Source organism: Stenotrophomonas sp. NPDC078853 (genome assembly GCF_044901215.1).
GTDB lineage: Bacteria > Pseudomonadota > Gammaproteobacteria > Xanthomonadales > Xanthomonadaceae > Stenotrophomonas > Stenotrophomonas lacuserhaii.
Window position 1 is genome coordinate 74864 of record NZ_JBJDOQ010000018.1, and the last position, 13521, is coordinate 88384.

10 protein-coding genes are annotated in these 13521 nt (G+C 67.7%); 7 read left to right on the forward strand and 3 right to left on the reverse strand.

The genetic code is table 11. The annotated features are described in order from the left end of the window. The first annotated feature begins 188 nt into the window (after positions 1-188). A complete protein-coding gene (ggt, locus tag ACI2JH_RS16475; RefSeq protein WP_182657575.1) occupies positions 189-1898 on the forward strand; it encodes a gamma-glutamyltransferase in 1710 nt (569 codons plus the stop codon). Between the two features lie 578 nt (positions 1899-2476). Here ggt and ACI2JH_RS16480 read toward each other — a convergent pair. Beyond that, positions 2477-3034: a DUF2058 domain-containing protein gene (locus tag ACI2JH_RS16480; RefSeq protein WP_404736733.1), complete on the reverse strand. Its 558-nt coding sequence runs from the start codon at positions 3032-3034 to the stop codon at positions 2477-2479. Positions 3035-3095: 61 nt separating this feature from the next. On the opposite strand from ACI2JH_RS16480, the gene ACI2JH_RS16485 reads away from it, so the two are divergent. From ACI2JH_RS16485 to ACI2JH_RS16495, 3 genes are read left to right on the forward strand one after another with little or no spacing between them, the layout of a single operon-like run. Next, positions 3096-3593: a M48 family metallopeptidase gene (locus tag ACI2JH_RS16485; RefSeq protein WP_404736734.1), complete on the forward strand. Its 498-nt coding sequence runs from the start codon at positions 3096-3098 to the stop codon at positions 3591-3593. Positions 3594-3648: 55 nt separating this feature from the next. Continuing rightward, positions 3649-4356: an RNA pseudouridine synthase gene (locus ACI2JH_RS16490; protein ID WP_404736735.1), complete on the forward strand. Its 708-nt coding sequence runs from the start codon at positions 3649-3651 to the stop codon at positions 4354-4356. Positions 4357-4400: 44 nt separating this feature from the next. Then, a complete protein-coding gene (locus ACI2JH_RS16495; protein ID WP_182657719.1) occupies positions 4401-5969 on the forward strand; it encodes a phospholipase D family protein in 1569 nt (522 codons plus the stop codon). Between the two features lie 6 nt (positions 5970-5975). On the opposite strand, the gene ACI2JH_RS16500 is transcribed toward ACI2JH_RS16495, so the two are convergent. After that, positions 5976-7058, reverse strand: coding sequence for an HDOD domain-containing protein (locus tag ACI2JH_RS16500; protein ID WP_404736736.1), 1083 nt, complete (start codon positions 7056-7058; stop codon positions 5976-5978). A 302-nt stretch (positions 7059-7360) separates the two neighbouring features. Between ACI2JH_RS16500 and ACI2JH_RS16505 the strand changes: the two genes are divergently transcribed. Next, positions 7361-8458 carry a Glu/Leu/Phe/Val dehydrogenase gene (locus ACI2JH_RS16505; protein ID WP_101100366.1) on the forward strand — a complete coding sequence of 366 codons (1098 nt, stop codon included), beginning with the start codon at positions 7361-7363 and terminating at the stop codon, positions 8456-8458. Between the two features lie 133 nt (positions 8459-8591). Here ACI2JH_RS16505 and ACI2JH_RS16510 read toward each other — a convergent pair whose 3' ends face one another. Further along, positions 8592-11435: a S8 family serine peptidase gene (locus ACI2JH_RS16510; protein WP_404736737.1), complete on the reverse strand. Its 2844-nt coding sequence runs from the start codon at positions 11433-11435 to the stop codon at positions 8592-8594. Positions 11436-11651: 216 nt separating this feature from the next. Between ACI2JH_RS16510 and ACI2JH_RS16515 the strand changes: the two genes are divergently transcribed. Continuing rightward, on the forward strand, positions 11652-12827 hold the full coding sequence (locus ACI2JH_RS16515) for a thiolase family protein (protein ID WP_404736738.1): 1176 nt from the start codon (positions 11652-11654) through the stop codon (positions 12825-12827). A gap of 124 nt (positions 12828-12951) precedes the next feature. Next, positions 12952-13293, forward strand: coding sequence for a hypothetical protein (locus ACI2JH_RS16520; protein WP_042614545.1), 342 nt, complete (start codon positions 12952-12954; stop codon positions 13291-13293). The last annotated feature ends 228 nt before the right edge of the window (positions 13294-13521 follow it).

Below are 13521 nucleotides of genomic sequence, written 5' to 3' on the forward strand. Positions count from 1 at the left end.
TGCCACCAGCATTGTTGCGCATGAAACCAGCACCGCGCTGCGCTGCGTAGCGAGCCGTTGGCGCCATTCGCGCAGTCGCGGGCGAGCCCGCGCGGCACGTCCATGACCTATGCCGGATACCCGGCAACGCGCAGACAGGCGACTATCGCGATATCCCTTTCCAGGAACTCCCCGACGTGACCCGACGACTGACCCGCTGCCTGCTGGCCGCTGCCCTGCTGGCGACGCTGCCCGCGCTTGCCCTCGCCGCTGATCGCGTGACCGGCCACGGCTTTGCCACCCGTTCGGAAGTGATCGCACCGCATGCGATGGCGGCGACGTCGCAGCCGCTGGCTACCCAGATCGCGCTGGACGTAATGAAAAACGGCGGCAGCGCGGTCGATGCCGCAATCGCCGCCAACGCGGCACTGGGGCTGATGGAACCCACCGGCAATGGCATCGGCGGCGACCTGTTCGCCATCGTATGGGATCCGAAAACCCAGCAGCTGCATGGCTACAACGGCTCCGGCCGCTCGCCGCGATCGCTCACCCTGGCCGAGTTCCAACGCCGCGGGCTGAAGGAAATCCCGGCCACCGGTCCGCTGCCGGTGTCGGTGCCTGGTGCGGTCGATGGCTGGTTCGCCCTGCACGAGCGTTTCGGCCGCAAGCCGATGGCCGACAACCTGGCGCCGGCCATCCGCTACGCACGCGAAGGCCATCCGGTGGCCGAGGTCATCGCGTATTACTGGGATCGCTCGGTGCCGCGCCTGTCGCAGTATCCCGGTTTCAAGGAACAGTTCACGATCAACGGCCACGCCCCGCGCAAGGGCGAGCTGTGGAAGAACCCGAACCTGGCCAACACGCTGCAGCAGATCGCCGATGGCGGCCGCGACGCGTTCTACAAGGGCGATATCGCGCGCACCATCGGCAGCTACTTCAAGGCCAACGGCGGCTACCTGAGCTTCGATGACATGGCCGCCCACCATGGCGAATGGGTCGATCCGGTGAGCAGCAACTACCGCGGTTACGACGTGTGGGAGCTGCCGCCCAACAGCCAGGGCATCGCCGCGCTGCAGATCCTCAACGTGCTGGAAGGCTACGATTTCTCGAAGATTCCCTTCGGCTCGGCCGAGCACGTGCACCTGTTCGTGGAAGCCAAGAAGCTGGCCTTCGCCGACCGCGCGCGCTTCTATGCGGACATGGCGTTCCAGCCGGCCGCGCCGGTGGCCAAGCTGATTTCGAAGGAGTATGCGGCCGAGCGCCGTGCGTTGATTTCGATGGATAAGGCACTGAAGGAAGTGCAGCCGGGCACGCCGAAGCAGCTGGAAGAGGGCGATACGATCTACATGACCGTCGCCGATGCCGACGGCATGATGGTGTCGCTGATCCAGTCCAACTACCGCGGCATGGGCAGTGGCATGGCGCCCCCGGGACTCGGTTTCATCCTGCAGGATCGTGGTGAGATGTTCGTGCTGCAGAAGGGCCACCCGAACGGTTATGCGCCGGGCAAGCGTCCGTTCCAGACCATCATCCCCGGCTTCATCACCAAGGACGGCAAGCCGTATGCGAGCTTCGGCGTGATGGGCGGGGCGATGCAGCCGCAGGGGCATGCGCAGATCGTGATGAACCTGGTGGACTTCGGCATGAACCTGCAGGAAGCCGGTGATGCGCCGCGCATCCAGCACGAGGGGTCGACCGAGCCGACCGGCCAGGCCACGGCGATGAGCGACGGCGGGGAGGTCAACCTGGAAACCGGGTTTGCGTATGACACGATCCGCGCGCTGATGCGCAAGGGCCATCGCGTGGTGTTCGCCGACGGTCCGTATGGCGGCTACCAGGCGATTCTTCGCGATCCGGAAACGGGCGTGTACTACGGCGCATCCGAGAGCCGCAAGGATGGGCAGGCGGCGGGGTATTGAGGGATCGGTCGAACGGGTGGGACCCCCCTCGCGGGTGGCTGCTTACAGCTCGCTACGTGTGGTTGGGGCCGGGCGGTGGGACTGGTCGGGGGACGGCAGAAGCTGCATCCATGCGGGCCTCGTTTCGCGCCATCCATGGCGCGGGTACACGTCATCGCATTCGCGCTGCCGCTCCCACGCTTTGCTGCGCAAACCGCGGGCCCCGTCTCACCAACACCCACACCCCGCCGCTTCGCGGCCGCCCCTGACTCAGGGGCTCCCTCCACCCGACACCACACGGGCGCTCTGGTAGCGCCGAGCCATGCTCGGCGGAAATCATCAGATCCCATTCCCCCCACCATCCGCCGACCATGGGTCGGCGCTACCGAAGGTTCCATGGCCACCATGGACCTGTCGAAGGTGGGGCGGGGTGGGTTGGCGGGAACGCTCATCTGCATGGATGCGGATGGCGAGCCTCCAGGGATGGATTCACGGCGATTCCCGCAAACCCACCCCGCCCCGCCCAACCAACGGCCCTGCAGCTGTTGACGTTGACGTTGACGTCGCTTCAACGCCGCGCGCCAGCGCAGAAAAACCCTTTACCAGACCAGATCGTCCGGAATCTGGAACTGCGCGTAATACGCATCGTCTTCAGCATTGCCGGTGGAGGCGACCGCGCTCTCCCCCGCCTGGCCGTGGTCGACCGCAATCAGTTCCGGGGCGCGCTCGCGCACCTTTTCCGCCGCCGCGCGTGGCAACAACGCGTAACCTTCGCCCGCCGCCACGATCACCAGCGCACCGGCCGACAGCGCCTTGCGCAGCTTGGCATCGATCAGCAGCGTGCGGATCACCTCGCCGTGGGTGAAGCGGTACTCGCTCTCGCCCGCGTGCGGAACCGCATGCGCCTGCACGATCTGCCGCGCCTGCGCGCGGCCCTCGGTGGCACGCAGCTGCGCATTGCGTTCGGCGGCGATGGCGCGGTCACGCTCGACCTTCTCCAGCCGCACGCGCTCGGCCTCGCGCTGGATCTCCGCCGATGCATCCGGCGCCTTGCCCTGGCGGGCCTTGGCCTGCTCGCGGGCCGCGGCACTGGCCTGCGCCTTCTTGGCCAACCCGGCCTTGAGCAATTGTTCCTGCAGCGCGTTCGGCTTTGCCATGGTCCTGCCTGCAACTGGTCTATCTTAGGGACGTCCATGATACCGGAGCCCCAGCGGCACCATGCCCTCCCTGAAATACCTGACCGGCTATCCCGAACCCCTGCAGGAGCAGGTGCGCCAGCTGCTCGCCGAAGACCGCCTTGGCGCCCTGCTGCAGCGGCGCTATCCCGAGGCGCATGAGGTACGCAGCGACCGCCAGCTGTATGACTACACCCAGCAGCTCAAGGACCGCTACCTGCGCCAGTCGGTGCACCTGAACAAGGTCTGCTACGACAACAAGCTGGAAGTGGTGAAACACGCGCTGGGCCTGCACACCGCGGTGTCGCGCATGCACGGCGGACGCCTGAAGGCCAGCCGCGAGATCCGCGTGGCCAGCGTCTTCCGGCAGGCACCGGCGGCCTTCCTGAGGATGATCGTGGTGCATGAACTGGCGCACCTGAAGGAAGCCGACCACAACAAGGCCTTCTACCAACTGTGCCAGCATATGGAACCGGACTACATGCAGCTCGAATTCGACACCCGGCTGTTCCTGACTGAACTGGCCCACCGCGGCGGCTGAAGCAACCAAACGCCGTGGCAGGTACACTGCGCGCCCCCTAGAGGTTCCCTGCCCCATGCTCTCCACCCGTCTCGACAAACGCCTGGCCGAACTGCTCGGCTGCCCCCGTGGCGAAGCCCGCCGCTACATCGAAGGCGGCTGGGTGCGCGTGGATGGACAGGTGGTGGAACAGCCGCAGGCGCAGGTCACCACCGAGACGGTGGAGATGGACCCGGCCGCGCGCGATGAGAAAACCGAGCGCGTGACCATGCTGCTGGCCAAGCCGGTCGATGCGGCCGCGCATACGCTCAGCGCGATGGTCACCCCGGAATCGCAGAGCCCGCTGGACCTGGGCAGCATCCGTCCGCTGCAGCGCCACTTCCACGGCCTGCAGCTGGCCGCCGCGCTGCCCGCTTCGGACAGTGGCCTGGTGGTGGTCAGCCAGGACCCGCTGATCATCGCCCACCTGCAGCAGCAGCTTGCGCGCACCGAACAGGAGTTCCTGGTGGATATCCAGGGCGAGCGCGCGATGTGGGACGTGGCCCGGCTGCAGACCGGCCTGAAAGAGAACGGACGCACCATCCCCGGCTGCAAGATCAGCTGGCAGAGCGAACAGCGGCTGCGCTTTGCCGGCAAGGGCCTGCATCCGCGCATGCTGCGCGAAGCCTGCGCCGGTGCCTCGATGCAGGTGGTCGGCATCCGCCGCCTGCGCATCGGGCGTGTCTCGCTGGGCAAGCTGGCCCCGGCCAGCTGGCGTTATCTGGGCAGTGACGAGCGTTTCTGAGCAGTGCACTGCGCGTGCACCGGCCTGGCGGTTAGGATCGGTGCATGAGTAAACCCCTTCCCCTGTGGCGCCGGCTGCTGCGCGGCCTGGCCATCGTGCTTGCGCTGCTGGTATTGCTGGTGCTGTCCGGCCTGTTGCTGGCCGACCATCTGACCCCGCAGGCGCGTGGAGAAACATCGCACGTGCTGCCGGTGCACCCCACGCAGACCCGCATCGACCGCGAGGTAAGCGCGCTGCAGGCGGCGCATCCCGGGGCATCCGGCGTGGCCTTCCTGTCCGATGGGCTGGATGCCTTCGCTGCGCGCGCGGTCATCACCGAACGCGCCGAACGCAGCCTGGACCTGCAGTACTACATGTGGAAGGACGACCTGATCGGCCACCTGATGGCGCGTGCCCTGCACGACGCCGCCGAGCGCGGCGTGCGCGTGCGGATCCTGCTCGACGACATGAACGCGCAGGACAAGGACGCGCTGATGATGGCGCTCGATACCCATCCCAACATCGAAATCCGCCTCTACAACCCGTTCCGCAACCGCAATGGGCCGTGGCGCATGCTGGAGATGGTGCAGCGGTTCTTCTCGGTCAACCACCGCATGCACAACAAGAGCTGGATCGCCGATGGGCGGGTCGCCATCGTTGGTGGCCGCAATATCGGCGAGGAATACTTCAGCGCGCGCCCGGACGTGAACTTCCGCGACCTGGACCTGCTGGTGGCCGGTGAAGCCGTCGGCCAGGCCAACACCGTGTTCGACGCTTACTGGAACAGCGAAGCAGCCGTGCCCATTGCCGCGCTGGCCTACCACACCCGCCAGCAGCTGCGCCTGCTGATGCGCGAATCGGACAATGAAGCACGGCTGGAATCGGCCAGGCCGTACCTGCAGGAAGTGGCGAAGTCGCGTCCACGCGCACGGGCCAGCGCAGCGCCGCTGCACTGGAGCAGGAACGTGCGCATCGTTTCCGATCCGCCCATGAAGCATCGCCGCGATGATCCGCAGAACTGGCTGGTCAGCGACCTGGTCCAGATGCTGACGGCGTCGCAGCACAAGGCCCTGCTGATATCGCCGTACTTCGTGCCCGGCAACGAGGGGCTGGATGGACTGTCCCGGCTGAGCGAACGCGGCGTGCAGGTCGGGGTGGTCACCAACTCCCTGGCCGCCAACGACGTGGTCGCCGTGCACGGGGGCTACATGACCTACCGGGTGCCGCTGCTGCAGGCCGGCGTGCAGCTGTACGAACTGAAGGCACATGGCAAGGCGACCAGTTCCGGTCTGTTCGGCAGCAGCGGCGCCAGCCTGCATACCAAGGCCTTCGTGCTGGATGACCGGCACGGCTTCGTCGGCTCCTTCAACCTGGATCCGCGCTCGGCCTACCTCAACACGGAAATGGGCGTGATCTTCGACGACCCGGTGCTGGCGGCCCAGCTGACGGCCGAATACCTGCGGCTGTCCAGTCCGGAACAGAGCTGGTGGCTCGCATTGGACGCACAGGACCGGGTGCGCTGGCTGGAACGGGATCCACCGCCGCATTGGGTCGACACCGAACCGGACAGCAGCGTGCGCCTGCGCACCAGTGCCCGGGTGATCAGCTGGCTGCCGCTGGAATCGCAGCTCTGATCCCGCTCAGCCCTCGCCGTCGTGTTCGTCGGCGAGGGTTTCAACCGGCCGCCCGTGCAGGCGCCGCCAGATCCACAGCAGGGCATGCGGCGGGGTGCCGGGCAGATGCTCCAGCCAGGCCAACCCCTGGCTCTTGCCGATGTGCCCATGCCGGGCCAACAGGCTGGCCGCCGCCGCCGCGCGAGCGAAGCGCAGGGTGCGTGGCAGCGGGCTGTCGGCATTGGTTTGCTCAAGCGCTTCGTGCACCGGCGCGGGCAGCTCCCACGCCGCAGCCACGCGCTGGGCGACCGGCAGCGTCCACTGCCGCAGCACCGCCTCGGCGGTGGGGTAGTCCAGCGGCACCTGCAGCGTCTGCGCTTCCTGCAGCAGCTGTTTCATCACCAGCGCGGCGCCCAGGCCCTGGGTGAGCCCCAGCCACTGTGCGGCGAACGGATCCTGCTGGCTGACCGTACGTGCGTGGTCGGCCGCCGCGCGCGAGGACAGCAGCGCATGCTCCCAGATGATCGTGCTGAACTGCGGGAACTCACTGCACTGCAGGTGCATGACCGGCTGCACCAGCACCGCGCTGATGATCTGCCGGATGCCTTCGGTGCCGACCAGCGTGATGGCCCGCTGCAGGCTGTCCACCGGCCGCTCCTGCATGCGGAAAGCCGGGCTGTTGGCGATGCGCAGCAGGTTGCCGGTCAGCACCGGATCCTGGCCGATGATCGCCGCGGTCGCCCGCGCGGAGGATTCCGGATCGTTGACGGTCTGGATCAGCTGCGGCAGCAGCTGCGGCCGCCGCGGCAACTGGCGCGCGCTCCAGTCACGTGACAGCAGCGCCTGCCGGGTGGCTTCGAGCAGGGCCTCGTTGCAGGCAGCGCCGCCATCAAGGGCCGGGTGCAGGGCCAGCGCATACAGGCCGGAATGCAGGCGCGCCTCGGCATCGGCATCGGCCTCGCCAGCGGCAACCGCCCCGGTCGGCGCAACGGCTTCGGCCACCAGGACATCGCGGCACCGCGTGCGCCGCTGCGTGGCGCGCCCCGTCCCGGCACGGCCGAACAGCCGCCCCCACCACCCGGCCCAGCCCCTGCTGCCCGTCGCGCTCATCGGCCCGCCCCGCATGGCCCGCCAAAGCGGGCGTAGGATTGCTGTACTGCCACCGCACCGTTCCTTGGGTTCAGGCGGACACCGCCATGCATCCAGCATCGGCCGATACGGTGGGTTCTTTAACCCGGGCACCCGCCTGGCAATGGGCCCGGACGTGCACAACACCACCCCGGGGAATGGACTAGAATGGCGCCGCGCGGCCCGTCCCCTGAACTGACGACGTCGCTTTTTTTGTTTCTGCACCCTTATCGTTGCTGGCCTGTTCGAAGTGGTTCGCTGCTGTTCACGCCAACGGAGTCGCCATGCTATTCGAAACCCTCGCCACTACCGGTCACGAGCAGGTCGTTTTCTGCAACAACCCCGATGCCGGGTTGCGGGCCATCATCGCCCTGCACAGCACCACCCTGGGCCCGGCCCTGGGCGGCGTCCGCATGCGTCCTTACGCAAGCACCGACGAGGCACTGGCCGATGTGCTGCGACTCAGCCGCACGATGACCTACAAGAACGCACTGGCCGGCCTGAACGTCGGCGGTGGCAAGGCGGTGATCATCGGTGACCCGCGCACGGACAAGACCGAAGTGCTGCTGCGTGCCTTCGGTCGCCAGGTCGATGCGCTGGGCGGTCGTTACATCACTGCCGAGGACGTCGGCACCGATGTCAACGACATGGAAAACATCTACCTGGAAAGCCAGTTCGTCACCGGCGTCCACCAGGTTCACGGCGGCTCCGGTGACCCGGCCCCGTTCACCGCCTACGGTGCGCTGCAGGCGCTGATGGCTTCGCTGCAGGCCAAGCTGGGGCACGAAGAAGTAGGCAAGACCAGCATCGCCGTGCAGGGGCTGGGCCACATCGGCATGGAACTGGTGAAGCTGCTGCGCGACCGCGGTGCGAAGCTGTACGTGACCGACCTGGATGCATCGCTGGTGGACCGCGCGGTATCCGAGTACGGCGCCGAGGCGGTGAAGCCGGACGAGATCCACGAGGTCAACGCCGATGTGTTCGCGCCGTGTGCGCTGGAGGGTGCGATCAGCCTGGACGTGCTGCCGCGGCTGAAGGCACGCATCATCTGCGGCACCGCCAACAACCAGCTGGCCAACCCGGAAGTGGGCGACGAACTGCACGCGCGCGGCATCCTGTACGCGCCGGATTACGCGGTGAACGCAGGTGGGGTGATGAATGTCTCGCTGGAAATCGACGGCTACAACCGCGAACGCGCGATGCGCCTGATCCGCAGCATCTATCACAACCTGGGCCGCATCTTTGCGCTGTCCCAGCGCGAGAACATTGCCCCGCAGCGCGCGGCCGACCGCATTGCCGAAGCGCGCATCCAGTCGATCGGCAGACTCAAGCTGCCGATGGGACGCGCCACCCCGCGCCTGGGCGACCTGCGCGCCGGCTGATCGCCGCTAGCGCTGACCGGAAAGCCCGGTAGCGCCGAGCCGTGCTCGGCGAGCGCGAAGCGCGGCGCCTTTCATCGGACAACGCGGCGCCGACCCGGAAAGCCGCCGAGCATGGCTCGGCGCTACCTCACAATCAGAAGCCGGTGCTGTAGTTCAGCGCCGCCTGCGATACATCAAGGCCGCCACCGAAGCGCTGGTCGTAGCCGAACGACACCCGGCCGCTACGCCCCACCCCAGCTTCCAGCGCCACGCCGAGCAGGCCCGACGCAGGCGGTAGTGCGCCTGAAACCAAGGGGGCCCACGCCTCGACGCCGGTGAAGCCGGCCTGCGCATCGAATCCCTCACTGGAGAGCTCCTGCTGCCATTCGGAGTAGCCGCGCAGGGTCCAACGCCGCCACTGGCGCTCTGCACGCAGACCGGCCATGGCGAGGCTGCGCCGCGCCAGGTTGTCCTGCATGCGCAGGCCGAAGCCCAGCCCGCCCTGCTCGGTGAACCCGTCCGAGCGCACCTGCACCTGGCTGGCCGCCACGTACGGCGTCAGCGCCATACGCGGGCCGCCAAAGCGCAGCCCGGATTCCACGCTGACGCTGGCGAAGCGGCCGCCGTAGCGTGCGCCCGCACCGACCGCCTGCGCACCGAGCAGCAGCTGCCGGTCCACCTGGCGCTGGAACTGTCCAGCACCCAGTTGCGCCAGCAGGTAACCACGCCCCTCGCTCCAGCCGGCGTACAGCTGCGCCTGTGCCTGGCGATCACGCCCCAGTCCGCCGTTGTCGTTGCCACTGGCGTTGCTGCGCACTTCGCCGAAGGCCACGCCCAGCACGCCATTGCCGCCCAACGCGCTTTCATGGCCCACCATCCAGCCCCGGGTCTGCGCGCCATTGCCGGCGAAATTGCCCTGCCCTGCCTCGCCCAGCGCATGCTGCCACGCACCGCGCAGCGCCGGGCGTGCCTGCACCTCGCCGAAGCGCGCAGCCACTGCACGGCGGCTCATGTCCACGCTGTCGAAGGTGGCCTGGGTGGCCAAGGCGTGGGCCTTGCCGGACAGGCTGTCCAGGCTGGCCGACAACCCGCTGATGCCACCGGGCGTGCGCTGCAGCTCGCCGGCCACATCGGCCAACGCGCTGCCCTGCAGGTCCGGACTGCCGTCGAGCCGTTCGAAGGCGCGCTCCACGCGCTCGGCCGATGCCAGTGCGCGCGCATCCAGCGATGCCGCGCTGGCCGCGGCCACCACGCTGACCCGGGTCAGTTCCAGCCATGCCGTGGTGCTGTCATAGCCGTACGAAGAATCCAGCAGCGACACGCCGTTCTGGCCCACCGCAGCGGTGTTGAACTGGCCGGACAACCCACCCTGTGCCCGGATCAACGACTGCCGCGTGCCATCGGCCGGCACATAACCGGCAATCGCGCCATTGACCAGCACCCCACCCCCCTGCAGGGTCGCCGTGCCGGTGACCTGCAATGCGTTGACGCCCAGCGCGACCATCAGCTGGGCACCGTCGCGCTGGAGGTAATTGCCTTCGATGGTGGCATCGGCGTTGGCGCTGGTCAGCACCACGCTGGCGCCGTTGTCGACGTTGCCGACCACCCGGGTGGTGCCGTTCATGAACTGAAGCGCGGCGCCACTCGGGCTGCCGGCCTGGGCGACGGTGCTGACGCTGGAGGTGATCGAAGCGCCGCCGCGCAACGCCAGGGTGCCCTGTTCAATGCGCGTGGCACCGCTGTAGGTGTTGCGTCCCGACAAGCCCAGCGCGCCCACGCCCTGCTTGACCAGGCCGCCGGCCCCACTTAGATCGTTGCTCCATACCGAATCCAGCCCGAGCCGGTTGACGTTGACGCTGACATCCCCCCAGTCCAGTCGCCCCGGACCGTTCACGGCCTTGCCGACATTGAGCAGCCCGTTGCCGAACACCGGGTCCACGCCGGCAGCGCCGATGTCCGTTGCCGTGCCCAGCAGGGTCTGGCGGACCAGGTCGTTGCTGAAATACGGATAGCGTTGCCAGACCAGCGCCGCTGCGCCGGAGACCAGCGGCGCCGCATAGGACGTGCCCCAGCCGTAGTAATAGCTTGCGGTCGCCGTGGTTGCCTGTGGATCCGGATAGACCGCGGTGCCGGGCGCGGCCAGGCAGTAGCTGGCGGCTTCGCCGCAGGCATTGGCGTAGCTGGCAAGCTGGGTCGGGGTGACCGTGTCCACGGCCGTTACCGCCAGCCAGCCGCGCACCAGGTCGGCCGCCGGCATGCTGCCGCCGACACCGGGGCGGCTCGGCAGCGCGGCCATGTTCGACGGGGTGGACCTGCCGTCATTGCCGGTGGCAAACACCACCAGTCCGCCGTTGCTGGTGATGAACGGGCGGTACTCCTCGGCGATCTGTGCAGTGGTCGCCGCGTTGGTCCAATACAGGCCACCCCAGGAGTTGTTCATGATCTTGACACCAGCATTGACCAGGTCGCGATGCACCGGCGCCAGGCCGATCGCACCACTGACCTGGTTGCCATTGCCGCTGCCGTCGTCCACGGGCCGCTTGTCGGCGATGATCCGCGCCGAGACGATCTCCGCGCCGGGCGCCACGCCGACCTGCGAGCCGGCGTAGGCGCCGCCGGCGGCCAGCATCGACACGGTGGTGCCATGCCCGACCACGTCATCGCGTCCCAGGTCGTTTTCCCGCGGTTCGACATAGGTGTAGTTGGCGACCACACGACCGGCCAGCGCCGGATGGGTGCGGTTGACGCCTGAATCCACCACGCCGATACGCACGCCCTGCCCGGTCAGCCCGGTGCCCAGCGCGTTGATCGCGGTGAGATGGCCCTGCCTGCTCGGCTGCGGCGGTGCTTCGGGGGGCGGCGTAACGGGAGGCGGGGTCACCGGCGGTGGCGTGACCGGCGGCGGCGCGGGCGGTTCGACGCGGACATTGCCCCCGCCGCCACCACCTCCGCAGGCGCTCAATGCCGCAGCCAGCGCCATGGCCAGCGCAGTCTTCATCCCTGTAGCCGTATTCAGTTGAACCCGTTTCATCCCTGTATCCCCGTGAAAGGTATCGAGTGCCGCAGTCGCCGGATGCCGGCGCTGGGCCAGCCAACCCGCAGTCAGGGGCACCGCCTATACTGGCGTCCCCCACGCAGTCTGCCGGGATTCGCGTCGCCTTCCAACGGCTCGCGTCTCCTTTTCCGAATTTGCTCACGCAACAACGAGATTGCCATGTCCAACATCGTCATCGCCGCGGCCAAGCGTACTGCCATCGGCTCCTTCCTCGGCCAGTTCAACGGCGTCCCCACCCCGACCCTGGGCGCGACCGCGATCGCCGCCGCACTTGAAGCCTCCGGCGTGCCGGCCAGCGACGTTACCGAAGTCATCATGGGCTGCGTGCTGCCGGCCAACCTGGGCCAGGCGCCCGCCCGCCAGGCCGCCATCGCCGGCGGACTGCCGCTGTCCACCGGCGCCACCACGCTGAACAAGGTGTGCGGTTCGGGCATGAAGGCGATCATGCTGGGGCATGACCTGATCAAGGCCGGTTCGGCCAGCATCGTCGTCGCCGGTGGCATGGAATCCATGTCCAACGCGCCGCACCTGCTGCCCAATTCGCGCACCGGCAACCGCTTCGGCAACTTCCAGGCGGTGGACCACATGGCCCACGACGGGCTGGTCAATGCCTACGACGGCAAGGCGATGGGCGAGTTCGCCGAGTGCGCCGTGGACAAGTACCAGTTCAGCCGCGAAGAGCAGGATGCCTACGCGATCGAGTCGGTCAAGCGCGCCCAGGCCGCGCAGGCCAATGGCGCGTTCGCCGATGAAATCGTCGCGGTGAAGGTCGCCAGCCGCAAGGGCGAGGTCGAAATTTCCGTCGACGAGCAGCCCACCCGCGCCGACATCGCCAAGATCCCGACCCTGCGTCCGGCGTTCAAGAAAGACGGCAGCGTGACCGCCGCCAGTTCCTCCAGCATCTCCGATGGTGCCGCTGCGGTGGTGCTGTTGTCCGAAGACGATGCCAACGCCCGCGGCCTGCAGCCGTTGGCCCGCATCGTTGCCCATGCCACCCACTCGCAGGAGCCGGAATGGTTCACCATCGCCCCGATCGGCGCGATCCACAAACTGCTGGACAAGGCGGGCTGGACGCTGGCCGATGTCGACCTGTTCGAGGTCAACGAGGCATTCGCGGTGGTGGCCATGGCGCCGATGCGTGAACTGGGCATCGCCCACGACAAGTTGAATGTCAATGGTGGCGCCTGCGCGCTGGGTCATCCGATCGGCGCATCCGGTGCGCGTCTGGTGGTCACCCTGGTCCACGCATTGCGCAGCCGCGGTGGCAAGCGCGGCATCGCTACGCTGTGCATCGGCGGTGGTGAAGCAACGGCCATCGCCATCGAATTGATTTGATTGGATTTAACGCCCGTTTCGCAAAACTGAATGCGGGATCGCTTGACAGCCATTCGTGGCTTGTCATCATGTTGGCGGCGCGCAACTGCGCGTTGCCTATCTAACGACGACGAGGATTCACCAAATGAGCATCAACAAGCTGCTGGTTGCTATGTCCCTGGCCCTGGCCCTGGCTGCCTGCTCGAAGCAGGAAGCTGCCCAGGACGCCGCTGCTTCGGCCAACGAAGCTGCCACCGAAGCGCAGGCCGCTGCTGACCAGGCTGCTGCCGCTGGCACCGCCACCGCCGACGCTGCCCAGCAGGCTGCTGACACCGCCGCTACCGCTGCTGACGCTTCGGCCGACGCTGCCGGTGCCGCCGCTGGCGCCGCCACCGACGCTGCTGCCGACGCAGCTGCTGACACTGCCAAGGCTGCCGAAGGCACCGCCGAGCAGGCCAAGGACGCTGCTGAAGAAGCCAAGAAGTAATAACTTCTTTCTTCACGCTGTTCTGAAGAAGCCGCTGGTTCGCCAGCGGCTTTTTCTTTGCCCGTCGTTCGGGTGGTCGAACGGGTGGGACCCCCTCGCGGGTGGCTTCAAAGCAGCAGCCTTGGTCTGGGCCGGGCGGTGGGGCTGTGCGGGGGACGGCAAGAGCCGCTCCTGCGGGCCTCGTTTCGCGCCATCCATGGCGCTCAACGCCCCCGCCCAGCCCCACCG